The 18,158-nt window shown below is 47.6% G+C and carries 22 protein-coding genes; 9 read left to right on the top strand and 13 right to left on the bottom strand.

Going from position 1 to position 18,158, the window contains the following annotated elements; translation table 11 throughout:
* From ACLGGO_RS26820 to ACLGGO_RS26810, 3 genes are all read right to left on the bottom strand, one after another.
* On the bottom strand, nucleotides 1–1,163 hold a 1,163-nt coding region (locus ACLGGO_RS26820; protein WP_446421577.1), incomplete at its 3' end, for a glycosyltransferase family 4 protein.
* Between the two features lie 89 nt (nucleotides 1,164–1,252).
* Nucleotides 1,253–2,077, bottom strand: coding sequence for a glycosyltransferase family 2 protein (locus ACLGGO_RS26815; protein WP_446421576.1), 825 nt, complete (start codon nucleotides 2,075–2,077; stop codon nucleotides 1,253–1,255).
* Nucleotides 2,078–2,378: 301 nt separating this feature from the next.
* On the bottom strand, nucleotides 2,379–2,693 hold the full coding sequence (locus ACLGGO_RS26810) for a hypothetical protein (protein WP_446421575.1): 315 nt from the start codon (nucleotides 2,691–2,693) through the stop codon (nucleotides 2,379–2,381).
* Between the two features lie 468 nt (nucleotides 2,694–3,161).
* On the opposite strand from ACLGGO_RS26810, the gene ACLGGO_RS26805 reads away from it, so the two are divergent.
* The 4 genes from ACLGGO_RS26805 (at nucleotide 3,162) to ACLGGO_RS26790 (ending at nucleotide 6,001) form a co-directional block, all read left to right on the top strand.
* Nucleotides 3,162–3,740 carry a hypothetical protein gene (locus ACLGGO_RS26805; protein ID WP_446421574.1) on the top strand — a complete coding sequence of 193 codons (579 nt, stop codon included), beginning with the start codon at nucleotides 3,162–3,164 and terminating at the stop codon, nucleotides 3,738–3,740.
* A gap of 36 nt (nucleotides 3,741–3,776) precedes the next feature.
* Entirely contained in the window at nucleotides 3,777–4,541 is a 765-nt protein-coding gene (locus ACLGGO_RS26800) for a metal-dependent hydrolase (protein ID WP_446421573.1), read from the top strand.
* Nucleotides 4,534–5,370 (top strand): hypothetical protein, encoded by an 837-nt coding sequence (locus ACLGGO_RS26795; RefSeq protein WP_446421572.1) that lies wholly within the window; start codon nucleotides 4,534–4,536, stop codon nucleotides 5,368–5,370. The genes ACLGGO_RS26800 and ACLGGO_RS26795 overlap by 8 nt, the downstream gene beginning before the upstream one ends.
* An 85-nt stretch (nucleotides 5,371–5,455) precedes the next feature.
* On the top strand, nucleotides 5,456–6,001 hold the full coding sequence (locus ACLGGO_RS26790; RefSeq protein WP_446421571.1) for a thermonuclease family protein: 546 nt from the start codon (nucleotides 5,456–5,458) through the stop codon (nucleotides 5,999–6,001).
* Between the two features lie 7 nt (nucleotides 6,002–6,008).
* Here the strand turns inward: ACLGGO_RS26790 and ACLGGO_RS26785 are convergent, their stop codons facing one another.
* Nucleotides 6,009–7,142, bottom strand: a complete 1,134-nt coding sequence (locus tag ACLGGO_RS26785) for a patatin-like phospholipase family protein (RefSeq protein ID WP_446421570.1) — start codon at nucleotides 7,140–7,142, stop codon at nucleotides 6,009–6,011.
* Nucleotides 7,143–7,212: 70 nt separating this feature from the next.
* Here ACLGGO_RS26785 and ACLGGO_RS26780 point away from each other — a divergent pair, with 70 nt between their 5' ends.
* Complete coding sequence (locus tag ACLGGO_RS26780; protein ID WP_446421569.1) at nucleotides 7,213–7,413, top strand: hypothetical protein; 201 nt, start codon at nucleotides 7,213–7,215, stop codon at nucleotides 7,411–7,413.
* A 68-nt stretch (nucleotides 7,414–7,481) separates the two neighbouring features.
* Here the strand turns inward: ACLGGO_RS26780 and ACLGGO_RS26775 are convergent, their stop codons facing one another.
* The 8 genes from ACLGGO_RS26775 to ACLGGO_RS26740 form a co-directional block, all read right to left on the bottom strand.
* Nucleotides 7,482–7,637 carry a hypothetical protein gene (locus tag ACLGGO_RS26775; protein WP_446421568.1) on the bottom strand — a complete coding sequence of 52 codons (156 nt, stop codon included), beginning with the start codon at nucleotides 7,635–7,637 and terminating at the stop codon, nucleotides 7,482–7,484.
* Between the two features lie 304 nt (nucleotides 7,638–7,941).
* Nucleotides 7,942–8,574 (bottom strand): pentapeptide repeat-containing protein, encoded by a 633-nt coding sequence (locus tag ACLGGO_RS26770; RefSeq protein ID WP_446421567.1) that lies wholly within the window; start codon nucleotides 8,572–8,574, stop codon nucleotides 7,942–7,944.
* Between the two features lie 453 nt (nucleotides 8,575–9,027).
* Nucleotides 9,028–9,168, bottom strand: a complete 141-nt coding sequence (locus tag ACLGGO_RS26765; protein ID WP_446421566.1) for a hypothetical protein — start codon at nucleotides 9,166–9,168, stop codon at nucleotides 9,028–9,030.
* 76 nt (nucleotides 9,169–9,244) lie between these two features.
* Nucleotides 9,245–11,302 carry a DNA cytosine methyltransferase gene (locus tag ACLGGO_RS26760; RefSeq protein WP_446421565.1) on the bottom strand — a complete coding sequence of 686 codons (2,058 nt, stop codon included), beginning with the start codon at nucleotides 11,300–11,302 and terminating at the stop codon, nucleotides 9,245–9,247.
* Between the two features lie 3 nt (nucleotides 11,303–11,305).
* Nucleotides 11,306–12,862 carry a helix-turn-helix domain-containing protein gene (locus tag ACLGGO_RS26755; RefSeq protein WP_446421564.1) on the bottom strand — a complete coding sequence of 519 codons (1,557 nt, stop codon included), beginning with the start codon at nucleotides 12,860–12,862 and terminating at the stop codon, nucleotides 11,306–11,308.
* Nucleotides 12,863–13,304: 442 nt separating this feature from the next.
* Complete coding sequence (locus ACLGGO_RS26750; protein WP_446421563.1) at nucleotides 13,305–13,607, bottom strand: hypothetical protein; 303 nt, start codon at nucleotides 13,605–13,607, stop codon at nucleotides 13,305–13,307.
* Nucleotides 13,588–13,803 carry a hypothetical protein gene (locus tag ACLGGO_RS26745; RefSeq protein ID WP_446421562.1) on the bottom strand — a complete coding sequence of 72 codons (216 nt, stop codon included), beginning with the start codon at nucleotides 13,801–13,803 and terminating at the stop codon, nucleotides 13,588–13,590. The genes ACLGGO_RS26750 and ACLGGO_RS26745 overlap by 20 nt, the downstream gene beginning before the upstream one ends.
* A 100-nt stretch (nucleotides 13,804–13,903) precedes the next feature.
* A complete protein-coding gene (locus tag ACLGGO_RS26740; protein WP_446421561.1) occupies nucleotides 13,904–14,137 on the bottom strand; it encodes a hypothetical protein in 234 nt (77 codons plus the stop codon).
* Nucleotides 14,138–14,288: 151 nt separating this feature from the next.
* Between ACLGGO_RS26740 and ACLGGO_RS26735 the strand changes: the two genes are divergently transcribed.
* Complete coding sequence (locus ACLGGO_RS26735) at nucleotides 14,289–14,993, top strand: hypothetical protein (protein ID WP_446421560.1); 705 nt, start codon at nucleotides 14,289–14,291, stop codon at nucleotides 14,991–14,993.
* Between the two features lie 794 nt (nucleotides 14,994–15,787).
* On the opposite strand, the gene ACLGGO_RS26730 is transcribed toward ACLGGO_RS26735, so the two are convergent.
* Nucleotides 15,788–16,237, bottom strand: a complete 450-nt coding sequence (locus ACLGGO_RS26730) for a hypothetical protein (protein WP_446421559.1) — start codon at nucleotides 16,235–16,237, stop codon at nucleotides 15,788–15,790.
* Nucleotides 16,238–16,342: 105 nt separating this feature from the next.
* Here ACLGGO_RS26730 and ACLGGO_RS26725 point away from each other — a divergent pair, with 105 nt between their 5' ends.
* From ACLGGO_RS26725 to ACLGGO_RS26715, 3 genes are all read left to right on the top strand, one after another.
* The gene (locus ACLGGO_RS26725) at nucleotides 16,343–16,966 is read left to right on the top strand and encodes a hypothetical protein (RefSeq protein ID WP_446421558.1); all 624 of its coding nucleotides are present in this window, start codon (nucleotides 16,343–16,345) and stop codon (nucleotides 16,964–16,966) included.
* A 74-nt stretch (nucleotides 16,967–17,040) separates the two neighbouring features.
* Nucleotides 17,041–17,289, top strand: coding sequence for a hypothetical protein (locus tag ACLGGO_RS26720; protein WP_446421557.1), 249 nt, complete (start codon nucleotides 17,041–17,043; stop codon nucleotides 17,287–17,289).
* Between the two features lie 101 nt (nucleotides 17,290–17,390).
* Nucleotides 17,391–17,576 carry a hypothetical protein gene (locus ACLGGO_RS26715; protein ID WP_446421556.1) on the top strand — a complete coding sequence of 62 codons (186 nt, stop codon included), beginning with the start codon at nucleotides 17,391–17,393 and terminating at the stop codon, nucleotides 17,574–17,576.
* The last annotated feature ends 582 nt before the right edge of the window (nucleotides 17,577–18,158 follow it).

The raw sequence follows: 18,158 nt of genomic DNA, 5'->3' as shown, positions 1-18,158 counted from the left end.
ATGTCAGTATTTCTTTCAAAACCATATTCCCGCTTTAAAACTACTAAGCCATTTTCAGAAAGCTTGCGATGTTTAACATCATCTTTGAGCAGTTCTACAACTGATCGAGCAAATTCGTTGGCAGAGTCAGCTAGCAAAATACTTTCTCCAGAGACGACATCAATTCCCTCAGCACCAATAGTTGTACTGACTACAGGTATTCCACAAGCTAGTGCTTCTAAGATCTTGAAGCGTGTTCCACTACCATGTAGAATCGGAACAACAGCTACCCGAGCCTGTTTTAAATACGGAACTACTGAAGGAACTTCTCCAATGCAATTGACATTGGTAGGTTTATCCATTCGGATGAAAATATTTTCTGCAAAGCGACCAACAAGATTTAAATGAACGTTAGGAAACTGTTGACAAATCAAAGACCATACTTTTTTCAAGAACCATTCCGTACCTAATTTGTTTGGGTCAGCATAAAAATTAGCTGTTATAACAACTTTTTGATATTTACATGGAACTAAATTAATCAATTTATCACTAGATTTATACCATTTCTCATTAATATAGTTCGGCACTAATTTGCTTTTTGAATCCCCTACCCATTGGGCGTGATACTGGCGATCTCTTTCGCTGACACTGATAATTCGATCAAAGCGAGAAAATAAATGGCTTTCATGCCAACGTTGTGCCTGATAGTAAGCGCAAAGCCTTAAATATCCAAGGCTAAGTGGTTTACTGTTAAGCCGTTGTTTGGTTAAATTACTTTCAACATTATGCGTACCCATTATTGTACGCACGCCAAAACGTCGGACAACAGGAGAGTAAAGTCCCCAAAGTCCATAATCAAACCAAACTACATGAGGTTTATGCTTCTGGCATACAGTTTCTAAACATCTAACCAATGCTGAACTTAAAACTAATGAATAATAACTAACAGAACCTATATTCATTGGCAGTTTAGGCGGTTTAGGGAAACCGTACCAAGCAGAGATTTTATAGCTCAGTTCACAATCTACAGCAGGTCTAGGTGCAAGGACAACCACATTTAAATTCATTGCTAGGCTTTCAATCAAGTTATAGCAACGAATACGTTCTCCACCATTTAGGGGATAAGGAGGGCATTGAGTAACAAATAATACTGTCAAAACCATCGGATTTAAAGCTACTTTCAAAATAAGAGTGATTAAAAATGCTTAGTATCGATATTTATCATAAAAACTGGTTGCCATTTCACTTGATTAAATACAAGCGTTCATTGTTACTATTTTTTTAGTCTGTGTCTAATCACTAGAAATAATGCCTGTGGACTATTATCGGCTAGAATATCAAGCATTCTAAAAAGTAACCCTAGCGGTGATTCATGGAAAATAGCTCTATAAATTTCTACTCGCAAACGCTGAATAGTAGGTAGCTGTTTTATGTATTTTGTTGAAGCATTTTCGCCGTTACCTCTATTTTTAACAGTTTTAGTTTCCTGGAAATGGCGACGATTAGCAAAAATTTCATCTACATACTTAAGGCTTGCTACTTGCACAGCTCTGTACAAAAAATCAACATCCATTTTGTAATCTAGAGTTAGGTCATATAAACCTATTTTTTGAAGCAATGACTTATGATAAAAGTAAGATGAAGCGCAAACTGAATTTTTACCTCTACCTGATAGCAAATCTAGCAAATTCATCCTTTTTGGTTTTTTGATATAGCTAGTATTATCTTCATCATCTAGCAGCATCCTAGTGTTACCGATGAGCAAACTTGGTTCCGGCAAGGTTTTAAAGATTTCAGAAATCCAGTTCAAGACATTAGGCTCATAAAAATCGTCATAGTCCAAAGTCCCCAAAATCTGCCCTTTTGTCATGGCAATTCCTTTATTCAAGGCATCTGATTGGCCCCGATCTGGCTCGGAAATCCATCGGATGTGGGAGTACCGATACGCATAGTCTTTGATGATTTCGAGGGTTCCGTCAGTTGAGCCACCGTCAATGATGACATGCTCCACATCAGGACAAGCTTGGTCGATAATATTCTGAAGGGCATACTCGATGAAGCGTTCGCCGTTAAGAACTACTGTAATAATGCTGATCATAGGCGGAGCAAAAATCCAGTTTCGTAAACTTACCTAAAGATTGGCTAAGAAACCTTTCGCCAAGGTTGAGATAATTAGGACTAACTGTGAAATTTACAACTCTTTGACTTTTTTGTAAATTACCTATCGCGATCGCACCTCCTAAACCCAGCCAATCACGTCCCTAATCTGGGTTCTAGCAATTTCCCAATCAACATGAGCAAAAGCCTTATTCAACGCATTCTCCGGTCTTTTATACCAACGCTGTGACCGAATACAAACACCATCCCCTCGAACCGCCTCCCAGGTATACCGCACCCGGTCAACCAAAAGCCAAACCTGATAAGAACGGTACATCTGCTGGAAAAACTTCAGCACCCCAAACGAGCGCCAAAATCCCCAACCGCTGTCGAGAACGTTCCAACCGCTTCATCAACTCCAGGAAACAGAACGCCGCCCGTTTAGCGTCATCGTGAGTCGGATAGCGATACTTGTCTCGCGGTTCAAACTGGAAATCCTGACCACTGAGAACAAAGCGAAACTTCCCCGACAACTCCTCCACATAGGACACGCGCCAGGACGTTCTGGGGTACTGTACCTGAAAACCTTGGGGTTGAACTCTTACAGATGTTGGCATCGAGGAGATTTACGCACTTGATGCCAACATCTTAATCCATTCTCCCTCCTGGCTAGCTTGCGCCCTACTCTTCCACCAAATCGGCAAGAAAACCTTGAGACATGATAACGATAACATCGAATAAAATCCCCTATTTCCCTAAGAACCCAGCCATGATTCCAGTTAGGAACTTGCATCGTCCATCAAATACTCACCTACCTGAAACGCTCTCTCCAGCGAGGGTGACACAGAAGCCGAAACCCTCCACACTGAGCTACTGGCAGATCAAACCAACACCACATACAAAGACCTATTCACGCGCAGAGAGAAAGATTAACCCTCATCGCACCCCTGGCGGTGCTTACATCATCGACTAGCTTTCGTAAACTTCCCTAAAGATTGGCTAAGAAACCTTTCGCAGCGGTTGAGAAAAGTAAAGCAATTTGTTTATCATAACATTAAAATATGAATAAAAAATGAGGGAAAAAGATGGTCACTTCAACTACCACAAAATTTTCCAGGGACGAACTTTGCCAACGCTGGGGAATCAAAACGACCCAATATTACGAACGACTGCGAAGTCTCTTCCTCGACCCCAAGCATTTAACCGAGGGAGATATTGAGGAACTCGACAGATTAGACGCCCATGTTAAGGGTGGTGGTAAAATCAAAGACTTTGCAGACTCTGAAAGCATTACACAGAGCGCGATTCCCTCCGGGATAGCTTCGCTTACCGCACCAACCACACCCTCGGAAGCAATCGACAAGCGAGAAACTGACGCAGACGACGAGGAAAACATTGAGGGATTAGCCATACCCGATCCCCCTCCAGAACCCGAAACCCCAGAATCGGAAATCTTCCGCCATGCAGCCGAACTCAAAGCCTACTATGTCTCCCACCCAGATTTAGTCGCCTTAAACCTTGCCTCAATGATGGAAGAAGGCGACTTACCCGAAGACTTACGGGCTAAGGTGGAGGAAGTCCGAGAGGTTGCCCACCCAAAGCCAAATCAAGCCGCGCTAGCCTCAGACATTTTACAGAGGCACAGGCGAAAGACTACAACTTAATTAAATCGATTTTACATTGTTGCATTACTGACGTGGTTGTCTTGGCTCATCCTGACATATCCGGTAAAAGTCGCGATCGCAATCCCGTTAGCTTACTTTATTAGTTGCTTCGCTGACACCTTCACCAAACAAGGCGTCCAGCTATTTTATCCTGAACCCGTCTGGTGTGTCTGCGGGTCGAACCCTCGGCGCCGGCTCAAAACTGGGGGACGCGGCGAATACTGGGTGATGGCAGTATCCGTTGTCGTGTTGCTGATATCGCTACACTTCAATGCAGGTGGTGGAATTGTCCAGACAGCTACAACCTCACTAGGATTAAAAGATCCTAGCATCATGAGGACTTACAATCAGAACGCCGCCAATCATCGGATATGGGCGACGGTTGAGGGATATCGAGCCAGCGATCGCGCCCCGGTGTCTGGTCGATTTCTGGTCGTTGGCGAGGATTCCGGGTTTATCTTAACTGATGGAACAAAAGTCCATCATGTTGGAAAATCCCTGATTACCTCATCGCTCAAGCTGGAAGTCGGCAAACCCGTCACAGTTACCACTCAACAACTCACCTTTGATGATGAGGAAGTCAACCCCAAACTCAAAACCGTTACGGGCGAAGCTTATTTAAACGGTTCCCTGGACATTGATATGCCAGAAGCGATGCCGAAGGCGGACACAGCAGCGGGAGAAATCCTCACTATCTCCGGTTCTAAAGTCACGCTGAACTATTGCCCTGTATCCCTTGCTATGCAAGCGTTAGAGAATCAGTGGGCAATCGGAACGCTGGAGGTAAAAGTCTATGAATAAGTGGCTAATCATTGCCCTCGTCGGGCTGTTACTGTTCACCAATGGGAATAAAGCTAAGCGAAAAAACTGGGCGATTGCCTCTGGCAGTGCGCGAAGCGCAATCGCGGGTAATGATGTAGAGACGTTGCATGCAACGTCTCTACAAGAAAAATCTGAACCCACCCCGGCGCGAACCCGAACCCGTCACACAGTATCCGCCACCGTCGCCAAGTTGGAGAACATCCAGGTTAAAGAGGGCGATAGGGTTAAAATCGGTCAAGTCCTGGTGGACAACCCAGACGAGAGGAAATTTCTAGAGACAAAACGCCGGGAATTAGAATTAGCGATCGCAACTAACCAACCTGTCCCGATTCCACCCTCACCACCGATAGCCGATTACTCAGCCGAAGTTGCAGCGGTCGAATCTGCACGGGCGATGTTAGCTAGTTTAAATCAAACCCCATTACCTGAGTACCGTTTCCGAACTGAAGAACTGATAGAAGTGATGGACAGAGACATCATTCGGGAACGACAAGCGCTTGCGTTGGAGCGCGTAAGGTCTGAGCAAGTTCTGAATCAGGCGATCGCCAACCTACAAACCGCCAAATCTGACTATCAGCAGCGGTTAAGTGACTATCAGTCCAAAGTGATGGAAGTTCAACGAGAAAATGCTGAACGAGAACTGCTTCAGGCTAAATTCAGACGCGATTTAGCTGAACTTCAGCTGAACTTCAGCAACACGGGGGCTACACTAAGCCCTTATTCAGGCAGAGTACGACAGGTAAAAGTCCTGGGGCAATCAGAATCTGGGTTAAAAGTTGAGATTACCTTACTGGTGAGTGAACGATGAAACCCGCGCCCCAAGCACTGCACAAGCCCTACGCAAGCACTGCACAAGCCCTAAACAAGCCCTATTTTAGAAAGAGGTGCTGACCATGAAACGAATTATCGGAGCGATTACCTTAATGATTGGAGTGGGAGCGATCGCGATCGGTGTTAACTCCCAGAAAATCAAGAGAAAAACTCCCCCTAACTCCCTCTACTGTCGTTTAACTCCCGGCAGCGTGTACGACGGCGACACCTTCCGAGCCACCTGCGAAGGAGAAACGGAGGAACTCAAAGTCCGATTGTGCGGGATTGATGCACCAGAGAAAGACCAGGCGCTGGGGATTGAGTCACGGGATACCCTAAGAGAATTAATGGGGATTCATTCTGACCTTTTCCTGGTGGTGGTGGATCGCGATCGCTATGGGCGCAAAGTGGCAGAAGCGTTTGTTCCAACTGGCAGAGGTGAAGAAGAAATCTTCATCAATGCAGAGATGATCAGAGCTGGGATGGCTTGGCACTATGAGCGGTATTCCAACAACTGCCCGAACCAGATGGTATTTGACCAGATGGTGGCTGAGGCGAAGCAGAAACGGTTAGGGATTCATGCCAAGTCTGATTCGATGCCGCCTTGGGAATACCGAAAGAATAACTAAATTTGGTCTACGGGTTATTATCAATAAATCTTTCAATTGCCTTTGTAGGAGTAATAGGCTTAATGTTTATTCCCACCTTAGCTTCACCCTTGTGAAGGTAATTTTCCGCCACTTGGACAAATCTTTCATATAAATGAGGATTATCAATGGTTTCCAATTCCTCATCTTCTTTCTTGTCTGTCTCTATCCTAAAATCAAGGCGTAACACACGCTTGGCATTTTCATCATCTTCTCCTCTGATTAGTTGCCAGCACACTGAGGCATTAACCTCATTGGGGGCGGGAAGAAATAGATCACCGAGATGTGTTGCCCATCCAAACATCCCCCACCCTTTTACTTCTTGGTAGCTATAGGGCTTTGTTGGGCTACCCGTACCAATAGAAAGAATGGCTATATTATTGAGATTAATTTGCTTTAAAGGTTTGTCCTTATAGGGATTTAACATAGCATGAGCTATGGCAATCAGAGCCGGATTATTAACGGCGATCCCTCCATCCACAAACGGATATTCTGTGTCGGCTTTCAGCCCCAACTTATTCAAATGCCTCTCTAAGTGACCAGACTCATCTAGATCTACCAGCTTTTGGGATGGCGTTTTTAACTGATAGGGTGGAAAAAAGGTTGGAGCTGAGGCAGAGCAAATACATATTTTCCAGACTTCAATATCGTCATACCAGAACCTTTTTAATTTAGAATTATTGCTACAAAACCATACAGTTTTTCGATTGAAAGTATCATAGGCAGGAATTAATAAAACAGGTTTTCCCTGCTCAGTAATGTCACTAATTTTAGTCCCCCCTAATATTTCTTTATTGGATAAAACCTCTTGGAGTCCCTTATGAGGGTACAGAGCAACAGGCAAAATTCCCCGAGTTAGTTTTAATACACCTCTTATCTTCCTGATGGAATCGGGGAATATTTTTTGTCCATTGTTTTGATACAATTTTAACAAATCATCAGCACTTTTTCCTTTAGCAATCCCGGCGGCTATAAGCGAACCCGTAGAAGTCCCCGCCACTAAATCAAAGTATTCATGCAATTTCCTTGGCTTAAGCTTTTCTTCAATTTCTTTGAGGATTCTAGCAGAGATTACCCCTCTAAAACCACCACCATCTAAGCTTAAAATTTTGTAATTATTCATAGCCGTTATATTCTTGTCAAGTACAAGACTATGGAATCGATGTTTATATGATACTCCTAATGATATTACTTTGGGAAAGATAGAAAATCAACCAGGGGCGGTGACGGTTGCGATCGCTCCCATCCCCCAAAGCTCATTAATCTTCCTTAAACTCAAGCTGGTAAATCCTCAAACTGGGATGTTCCCCTATCAGCCGCCAGTAAGAGTGATTCGGAGGGGGCGAGGGACGATCGCCGCATCTGTAGAGAAAGATTGGCTCTTTTTTCAATAAGGCAATAAGAATAATTTTACTCCAATCTTGATCGCCCCAATCCCAGAAGAGACAAGATTCTTCCATTGCTATCCCGCGTGTAGCAGGCTGGCAAATAACCATTCCATCACCGACTGAATCTGTTCTGGAGGTAAACCGCAGCTATTCTGCCCGTAGGTTTGGATGGTTGGCTTGACTGGCTTGGGTTTCGTGAAGGAGCGGATCAGGTTTAAAATTCGTTTCATGGTAGTGCATCACCTGTCAACAAGATCAACTGAAGCTGTAAGCAGTTGAGAACTACTATCAATTAAATTTTCCGGTGAAGTAGAAAATAGGAGCGGAAAAATTTTTTTCCCGATTCCAATATATGACGTAGTGAGATGAAAAATTTTCGACGAGTGAGAGCGGATTCCGGCGGAATGACCGGAATTTCACCCGGATGGCTTACTGAGGAAAATTGTTTATAGGCGTTTAGACTTGTGAGGTAGTTTGGACGTGACGCAAGCCCCAGTTCAGCTAAATTGGGACTGGGGCTAAACTTAGGCTGTATTACTCCGGTGTGGGCGTGGATTTGGGTGGCGGAGTTGCTTGAGTTGCAGATGGGACAGTAGGTGCTGGCGTTGAAACTGAAGAATTTTCCTTGTTGAGGGTCTTATAAAAACCCAGGATGCCCCCACTACCTAGAAGAGCCGCCGCGAGTGGTGGAATTACATATTGCATCCACCATTTAATATCTGAGCCCCCAGGTGGTGTGCCATTAAAAATCGCGCCCCGTTTTTTCAGGTCGCGTATCGAATCTTCAGCTAGTCCGGTGCTGCCTTTCAATTGAGCGTCCTGTACGTTTGCGCCAATTAAGTTAATTCCGCTTAAGTTCGCGTTTCTCAAGTTCGCTGTTCGCAAGTCTGCGCCAGTTAAGTCTGCGCCCGTTAAATTTGCGCCAGCTAAATCTGCGCCAGTTAAGTCTGCACCAGTTAACTTGGCATCAGATAACTGAGCGCCGCACAATTTAGCCTCTCTCAGATCAGCTCTACACAATCGAGCATCCTGCAATGTAGCACCATTCAGCTTAGTGAATCTCAAGTTACTTCCATTTAGTTTAGTGGAAGTCAGATTGAAGTAGCTGAGATCATGGTTGCTTAAGTCATCACCGCTCAAATCGCGATCACTTAGGTCTTTATTCATGGAAGTTCTCAGGTAAGTAAACAGCAACCCCGGACTCCCCAAACAGCTTGTAGATAAAAGCCTATTTTTTCCTAGCCAGACCCTTGTGATCATGAATTGTGCTAGGCTTAGGTTTGCTTTAAATGGGAGGCTCGATTTCCTTAAGCTTTAATGGGGAATTCCGGGCTTTTTTTTTTTTGGGCTTTAAATCCGTGGGTATGGAAGCAACCCATACTTAGAGAGTAATACCTGTAGTTTTTTGGGAATGCGGTATTGTACGCATATATCGTGTTTTTGGGAATCATCATTTAGATGCTTTCGCTCAAACTCTCTTACCATGCTCATAATCTGCTACTGGTCTCAGCTAAACCTAGACTATAGGTTATGTCAGATATAGCGTCAAAGCTTGAAAAATCTCTAATTTTGCGCTAGGTGCAGTAGGAACCGATTAAATTTACTTAAACTTAATAACCATCAAGCAATAAAACCAAATCTCACAGCAGCTCCAGGAGTCAGCACCGCGTAGGCGATCGCGGGACTTTCCCCACCCGAAACCCTTGATTTTTCGTGCCAAATCTCAAACCTATTTTGGGAGTGAAAAACCGACTTTTTCACAACTGATGAGCAATAAAGCAGGACTTTACCCAAATCAAATCAAGCTGACTTGACTTGGGTAAAAAGTGCTGGAACTTTATGTGGAGGGCTTATCGATAGCCGTAAGCCGTTGGTCAATTCGCTTTCGCGCTTCTTTGAGTAAGTCGGGATTGATGTGGTTAATGTTGGTCATAAAAGCGATCGCGTAATCGTTGGGATCGATTGTGGGTTTGGTCTTGTCTGTTTCCATCTCACCGTTACCGTTACCGTTACCGTTACCGTCGGCTGCGAACTCCTCGCCCTGAATGGGAGTCCAAGACGCGCTCTCAGTCAGTAAATCATCCTTCTTGCCAATATTCCCAGTCTGCATAGTCGCGGTGGTTCCGTGCTTGGTGGTGTAAGTCCGGGTCTTGGCTTCATTCTCACTGTCTTCATTCTCACTGTGATTAATCACAGTGAGAGAATCCCTTCTCAACTTAGAGACAAAGAAATTGCTAACCTTACACTGACGAGCAATCTCGCGATCGCTCCACTTTGACCACTCCGGATCGTTAAGTAGCATAGTCACAGCACGGCGTTTATCAGCACGACTGCGGGGCTTGGCTGCTTTGTGTTCAGCGTTTGCCCCAACCGAGTAGAGAATAGCATCGCGGCGTGTTCCCTGGTGGATGACTACTGGGATATCCTCAAGTCCAGATTCTTCAGACGCTTTGCACCGATGGAACCCGTCAGCAAGCCAATAGTCAGAGCCGTCATAGAACACTATCACCGGATCAAGTTCCGCCCCGTCTTCAATCGCTTCGGAGAGTGTGGCGATGTGGTTTAAATCCAGCTTCTCGCGGGGCTGTGTTCCCCCATCACGGCGGATTTCGGCGATACTCAAACCCGTGTACTCACCGGATTTAATCTGGCTATCCCCATTTAAACCATTGGAGTATGAGTGTCCTTCTTCTATAGGATTAGGATTATCTGCACGACAAGCGAGGGGCTCCAGAAGCAGTTCCACAAACTTAGGCGGGACGGAATAACCCAGAATTGAACCCGCCACACCAATCTGTTCAGGCAGTTGATACCAATCTGGAAAACTCTGTAACCGTCTAATACACTCAATCGACACCGATTTGACTGTACCATCAGGTAACCAGATATCCGCAAACTTGGTGCGATTGGCATTTTTCCCATCAGTGAAGTGCGATCGCATGATAGTATTGGCTGGCTTGTAACTGGGAACTGCCCGATATCCCCCACGCCCACCGGACCGGTCTATCAGCATCAGGGTAGGAGCATTGGTGGCGAGAAAGTTATCAACAGACCGTTGCTGCCCTTTGAGTAATTGGGATTCTGGCAGCTTGGGGATTAGATCGGCGATCGCATCATACCAACCCGTGGCAGGTTGTTTAAATGGCAGAGGTAAGGGTTTTCCTTCAACAGAGGCAATAGCGATAAACCGCACCCGCGCCTGGGGGACGCCATAATCGGACATATCGACAATAGAGGAAGTTACCCGATAGCCAAGAGTCGGTAGAATTAATTCTATCTGTTTCCAGCTCTCTGATTTTTGATAGGCTGGCACATTCTCTAAGAAAAAGTGCTTAGGCTTGAGCTTTTTAATCGCAGTAACCACCGCAGAAGCTGCCTCAATATCCGATGGCTGTTCTTTCCCGTTCTTGGCAACACTGAAATTTGCACAGACTGGGGACGCCCAAAGGATATCCGGTTCTAGGGGAAATCCGGGAAAGTCATCAGCGGCGCATTCAGAAACGGTGCGACGAATCACCTTACACCGGGGAAAATTTGCCTCATGGGAAGCCGCGAGAGCTTCCGATAATTCGGGTTTATCTGGGTCATATTCCACCGCTAAAATGGGTTCGATTCCCGCTTCTATCATTCCAGCTTCCACACCACCGCCACCTGAGAACAAAATGACCGCGTAAGGTTTATTCTCTACTTTGGCGATTAAATCAATGGGTTTTGGAGTTAGCGCCGCCCCTGGCTCCTGTAACCAGATGTGAGGCATCCCCCCAACACTCATAAATTTCTCTGTTATAATACCAATCTTCCCGGTAGTGGTGGTAGCCAGCATTCCCGGTTGCGCTTGGTCATATAGTGAGAACGGTGCGGGTTGAGAGGCTGTTTTAGTCTTTGTACGTGCCATGTCCTAAAACTCCTCCTCTAAAACTCTTGTACCGTCGAGATAAAGTCCCCAATTTTGATTAGCCTCAATGAGGCGTTTAGCGATCGCTGGATAGGGATATTCCCCATTCATCCATCCTTGAAGTTGAGCTTGTCGCTTCTGTTGGTCTGTGGGCAAAGTTGCCTTAATCTGCTCTAAGGTTTGCTCCATCTGGCTGGCTTTTAACTGCCGTTGTGCCTCGTTTCGAGCCTTTTCTAAGGCTTCCTCTGCTTTCCGCTCCCTTTGCTCAATCACTTCAAGTGGATTCTGTTCCCATGGGTCGGGGAGTGTTTCCGATTTTTCTCGCTTCTTAACCGCCGGGGGCAGGGTCGCCTCCGATTTTTCTCCTGACTTTATTACACCAGGCGTAATAGAAGCGATCGCGTCCTTGACCTCAGACAATGCTGGCTCTAATGGTTTATCGGAATATCGGGGTGGTAAGTACGTGTGCCGAACTCCTAACCGTTGCATCCGTTCGGCTTCCTTGGAATACCGCAAGAGTTCACGTTTCACACTCGCCCATATTGGCTGGCAGAGTTTGGGATTGCTGATGATTTTTGCTGCCTGAGTAGCCGCCGCTACTGGATCGTTAAATCGCGGGTCATTCCGAACCGTTTCTTCTACTGCCCGGACTAGGAACGGGTAGGGCTTCCCCGATTTCGGGTCGAGCCATTCATGGGTGGGGCGATCGCTAGTCCCCAATTCCAGCCCTGCCTCGAAATCATCCCAGAGCGAACACATTCCCGTCTGTTCTAAATTTGACATGGTTACTTTGGCATAAGCCGACGGGCGACTTACTCCAGAGTCAGCCGCATATTGACGGAGGGCGTCATAGAACCCGCGTTTCTTTTCTGCTGGAATTTCAAAAACGACGGCGGCGGCGGCGGAAAATTTTTCCTCGGAATTAACTGATTTTTGAGCAGGGTTAGGTAAAGAACAAGTAGGTTGTGCTTTTACCTGTTTGGCTTTTTCTGATTCCGGATCTTTTACTTCTTTTACTGTTCTCTCTCTCTCGCCGTCTGAGAAAGTCTGATCAGTCTTCTTAGTCTTAATAGTCTCCGCGCCCGCGCGATCCTTATATATGTGTGATGTGCCATCCGTGTCACTACCTGTGACATCTATGTCACACCCCCTGACATCCGTGTCATTACCTGTGACATCCATGTCACACCCCCTGACATTTGTGTCACTACCTGCATCATTGGGTTTAGGGATAGGGGTTGAGCAATACCCCGTTAGGTTTTTGCCCTTCCACCGTTGAACACGAAAATCCCAGAGGGCAGCATCTTTCAATTCAAGTGATGCCCGGATTATCGTTCGACGGCTTACACCTAACCGCAGCGCCAGTTCTCCCTGAGTGGGCATTTGAGATTCGCGATCGCCAAAGGGGAAGAGTGAACAAAGGTAAATCCAAAGCTTTAAGGCTGTGGCTGATAAGTTTAAATTGGCTATCCTTAGCCCAACCTCTGCCCGGAGGCGATAAAAACTTTCCTTGTGGATTGCCGTTTGTTCGAGTTTTGCTAACGCTTGAGGATTAGCCATTAGTCCATCCTCCCGTGTGTAGATTTTTTGGCAGGGTTGGACTACTATGAAAAGTTTGTCCTATACTGAAAATCTCGTGAATCATAATTAGTTCACTCTAATTTGGACAGTTTGCGAGGCGCGTTCCCTATTCCCGTAACTGACTGGGGAGCGCGTTCAATTTGGAAACACGCCTAGCTGATTTGCTTGTGCAGTCACACAGGGAAAGATCGGCTTCGTTTTCCACCGATCGTGAGAGGCTGACCCTCCCGGTGCTTGGTCGTGCTGGGGGAGGGTTTAGCCTTTGAACCATTTTAAACTAGCATTGTATATTATTGGAGGAAAATAGTATACAGCGCTAATAAAAATTTTGTACTATCTGGGTGGGTATCGGGCGCAAGCCATTCTTTCTCCTAATTACTTCGCTGTAGTTTTATCCATTCCTCACGGCAAAGAAAGCCCGTTACCTCGCCCTGGGGACTGTTTTTGTGGGCGGGGCATTGTGTATTGATTCTGATTTTTCCGGGCATAAGCTCGATTGTCGCCCGTCGTGATATTGACGCAGATACTGAGCAAGATATCGCTGGTTATCAATATGTCTGCACAATCCCCACTGTTCGCAAGCGTGTTTAAAGGCGTCTGCGATCGCTCTTTCTTCCGGCGTCCCGCGACTACATTCCTTGCCCGACGTGGAATATTCCACCAAGGGAACACTACCCACGCCCTGGCGTTTGTATCCGCCGATCTTAATCGTGCAGATTACCACACAACGATCGCCTGGATAGGAAAAATTTGAGTAGGAGTCCTGCAGTAAAGCAAACGGCGTCCAGTCGTTCCCGGTATTTCTGCCAGGGAACATAGAACCAGCGATCGCCTCCTGGCAAGGGTCGTTCTTTATAGTCTTCGGGTGGAAACGGCTGATCGAGTTTTTCAATTAGGTCTAAAATTTCTTGGTGAGTCATGGTATTCGCTCCCCAGTTGGGGAGCAGGTATCGTCAGTTATTTAAAAGGGAAGGCAAGTAGGTTTCAACCTTGCCGAGTGGGGAGAAGTTTTCATCCCAATCAATAAGCCCGTGAGCGTATGCTAAAGCTTGGGGTTTTTGGTCGTAAGTAAACCACACATCGGAGACAACTTGCGAGGGAAGTGTGAAACTTCGTTACCTCAACCCGATACCGATCGCCCTGGTTTAGGATTAAAACCATCTGAATCCCCCAGCCGCGATAGTCTCCCAGGTTGGCAAACATCGGATACCATTTAGTTGTTGGCTGTGATTGTTGCTTTATTGCTGCAATCATAGTTAATGCCTTCTGATAGGCGATAGCCCTCCTAGTGCTTGGTCGTGCAGGGAGGGTTTATCGTGTGTACTCCCACAGCTTACCACTGTATACAATAATAGGTCAAGCATCTACAGTGCTAGAATAGATGTACTATCAAGGAGGTAAATCCGTGCCAAAGACAAAATACTATCGAACAGTTAGCAACCATCCCAGACGGAATGGCTGGATGAATGGCACACAAACCCCCATCAGAAGTCAGGAGGTTTTTTCCCTGAAAATGCCTATGGACTGGTACGACGAAGTAAAAGAACACATTGAGAAGGAGGGATGGACGAAGCAGGAATGGGGGGATCATGTGGTGGCGGCTTACTATGGGAAACCGTTAAACGGGGAACCCGTCGAGCCAGTAAAGCGAGGCAACTCAGAGCCAGATGCCTGTAGAGATGGCACACAAAGCTCTGTTAGGAATCAGGAGGTTTTTTCTCTGAAAATGCCTCTGGACTGGTACGACGAAGTAAAAGAACACATTGAGAGCGAGGGATGGACGAAGCAGGAGTGGGGGGATCATATAGTTGCAGCTTACTATGGGAAACCGTTAAATAGGGAACCCGTCGAGCCAGTAAAGCGAGAAAAGTCAAAGAGCGATCGCGACACCAAAGCTAAGTCTCTAGAAAAATCTGAGGGCGATTCCCAGCCTAAGTCTCTAGAAAAATTTGAGGGCGGTTCCCAGCCTAAGTCTCTAGAAAAATCTGAGCCAGACTGGGAGGAACTAAAAAAGGAAGTGCTTGGCAAATTCAAGTTAGGCAGACAGTCAGCCACCTACAAAAAGATTAATCAAGCGCTCGATATGATGATTGCTAAGGTGAGCGGCTGATATTCCCCAACGTTCTCCTCATCTGATGCAAGAAATCATTGCAGGTCTGGGGGGTTTTCTTTTTCTTCTTCTCTGGGGGGTTCGCTCTCTCTTCGGCTGCGTTGTCAGGTGAGCGGTTATGTTCTGACGCGACCGGGTGCTTTGCTCGTACTCAGTTGCCAATCGCCTAGCCAGTCCTAGCTTCCCAGCGCCCTTCTCACGGCGGTCACTGGGAGCGTCGCTGAGTTCGGCGGTCGCCGTGGGTGCCTCCTTCGTCAGCGACCCAGACTCCTCGCCGAGACTTAGCGCTCCTAGCTGGTCTGGCTGGCTCTGTCTGCCCTCGTCCCGCGTCGCCCCCTACCCCGGCGCGGCTGCGGATCTCGGCTTGCACACGTCCATGATGTTAATTCCTACGCCGGGATTAATGCAGACGTGGCTGGCGCTGTCGATCCTTGCCGCGCCGTTTGATTGAACGGTGGCGCAATCTTGCCAGTTAGTCATTACTGTTTCGTTGGTGGTGGTGAGCTTATCAGTTTTGCGTCCCGCGCCAGTTAGCCAGGGGAGGGGTTAAGGGTGGAGGTAGTTACTTAACTTACACTCGCTCTTATTTATTAGTCGTGCTGCATTTCTGAGTATGGGGCGGATTACGCAAGAGCAATTTTTTTTCAGATCCGGAGGGAGAGTTGGTCAGGTGTGGCGGTGAGTTTCTGCCTGTACCCTTTTCCTTATTGTTGGCGGTGGCATCGTTGTGTTTTGCGTTCCGCGTCAGTTGACCGGAGAGTGCCGGGGGCGGCGCAGCCGCCCCTGGCACTTTTCTAGAAGAGTGAGAGCTGCTTATCAGGCTGGGTTAGCCAGTCGGGGAGGGTCAGCCCGTCCACCAGGGGGACGACTTCGATCGCTAGTCCGTGATACTTCGCGAGTGCCACAGTTCCCCAGGTGCCGGAGCCTTTGCCTGAGAAGCTTTGAAGAGGCTTCACTCCTTTAGGGCATGGCTTATTTGGGAAGGCGATTAGTTTGGCGTTTGAGTTTGCGATCGCTTGCACCATTCGTTTACTGCGTTGGGCTAGCTGCCAGGGCTGATGACCTTCGGCGCGGTACACGGTGAGCTTCTGACTGTGGAGTTTATCACGAACTACGCTGTCCACACCGTTAGCATCCCCGACATGGTAGCTGATGGTTTTGTCGCAGATTCCCGCCAGGTGATGCTCGATGATCTCCCGTTGGGCGGGGGTGATTTGGCGTGAGCCTGTGAATGCGATATGCATGGTTTTTATCCCGTAACTTTATATTAAGTATACCACTAAAATGCTTACGCAGCAAGCGTATACAGTGCTATAATTAAAGTAGTTCAGTTACGGGAACTACACATCATGAGCATCATCTCAAGCCAGCTTCAGAGCCAGCTTTTCTCTAAAATCGCAGCGTGGGAAATTCTTTCTTATAAATATGTGGGTGAGCTTTGGCGTTGCACCGCACCGCCTGACATGACAGTAGATGTCTATACCCATTGCGCTTATGTCCATATCCCCAAAACTGACAAGCATCGCGGATTTTCTGAATTCGTCAGCTTTTGGGAATTCTTGGACTACTTCATGTGCCGTTCTATCTCCAAGGCATCCAAGGTTCAGGCATTCCTAATGCGCCGGGGACGTTACGCAGAAGTCTGGCGCGTGACCTCCAGCCAAGGGGCGACGGGGAAGAATTACCGAGTCGAGCTTTCTAACCTGGGCGGCTTGTGTGACTGTATGCTGTTCCGGTGCTTCGGTAATCGCATCCGCCGCGAACTCCCCTACTGCTTCAAGCTTCTGCAACAATCACGATTCTTTGATGGGCAGGCGATGTGCCACCACCTGGTCGCTGCGATACACCGGGGACACGCCTCAAGCATCGCTGAGTTCAAGGCTGAGTCACAGCGCCGGAAGAAGGAAGACCGAGAGCGACGAATGCGAGAGATCACAGTTGGTGACTGTCCAAGGGAAGGAAAACGCCTCTAACTCTCACCACCAGGGCGGCACTCACCGCCGCCCCTCTCCTCTCATGTTCACCTCTCAAAAAGTCGAAGAGAAAAATGCAAGGAATCCAACTCTGCATAGACATTCCCCAAAATCTTCCCCCCTATGACTCCCGCGTGGAAATTCTCCCGCCGCACTCAGAAGCCGGGAAAACTGGGCGGGTAAGCAATCGGTTCTACTACCGAGCTAAGCGCCCAGGAGAGTACACCATCTGCGACCTAACCGTAACAACTCGCGGCAACCACTTAATCCGCGTCAACCCCTCCGAGGTAATGGTAATCGGTAAGCCTCGACGCTGGTGGTAAGACACAGGTAGTAAGAGAGTAGGGGCGGCTTCGCCGCCCCCTACTCTACTACATCTGCTCACGCGATCGCGCCTAAGTCAAGAGAAAAATCTCCCGCTGGCGTGACCACCACAGCAGCAGGCGATCGCACTCTAAGTCAAGAGAAAAATCCTGGCATGACCACAGCAGCAGGCGATCGCTCCCTAAGTCAAGAGAAAAATCCTGGCGTGACCACCACAGCAGGCGATCGCGCTCTAAGTCAAGAGAAAAATCCTGGCGTGACCACAGCAGCAGGCGATCGCACCTAAGTCAAGAGAAAATCTGCACCTGTCTCAACCACGACTCAATGGAAAGGTTGCCCCACCGCTCAATCAAACTGGCGCGGCAAGGATCTCGCTCGTTTTAGTGCCAGCCCCGCCACTGTTCACGCGACAACGAAGCATCAAGGAAGAGTGGCGGGTGCTGGTGCCGAGATCCGCAGCCGCGCCGGGGTAGGGGGCGACGCGGGACGAGGGAGCCGGAAGCCAGCTTTTCCCAGCTAGGAGCCGTAGGAAGTGCGAGGAGCCTGGGGCGCGAGGAACGAACGACCCACGGCGACCGCACGCCTAGGCGACGCCCTCCGAACACCGACGGTAGGAGGGGGACGGGGAGCTAGGGCTGGGTAGGCTCTGCGTGCGACTGAGTACGAGCAAAGCACCCGGTCGCGTAAGGTCGCCACCGTTTAACTGACAACGCAGCCGCTCAAAGAGCGGACCCCCCTCCAGAAGAAAAAGAAGAGAAGCCAAAAGCGGAAAAACTACTGACGTAAACTCCTGATCCGCCTGTACTCCCTCAAAAATCACAAAAATTGTGGGAGTAACCAGAAGAGGAACAGAGAGCGATCGCACTCA

It is taken from the genome of Coleofasciculus sp. (assembly GCF_046565525.1).
In the GTDB taxonomy this organism is placed as follows: Bacteria; Cyanobacteriota; Cyanobacteriia; order Cyanobacteriales; family Coleofasciculaceae; genus Coleofasciculus.
Note: the sequence above shows the minus strand (reverse complement) of the source record. Positions and strands in the feature narration are given on the sequence as shown.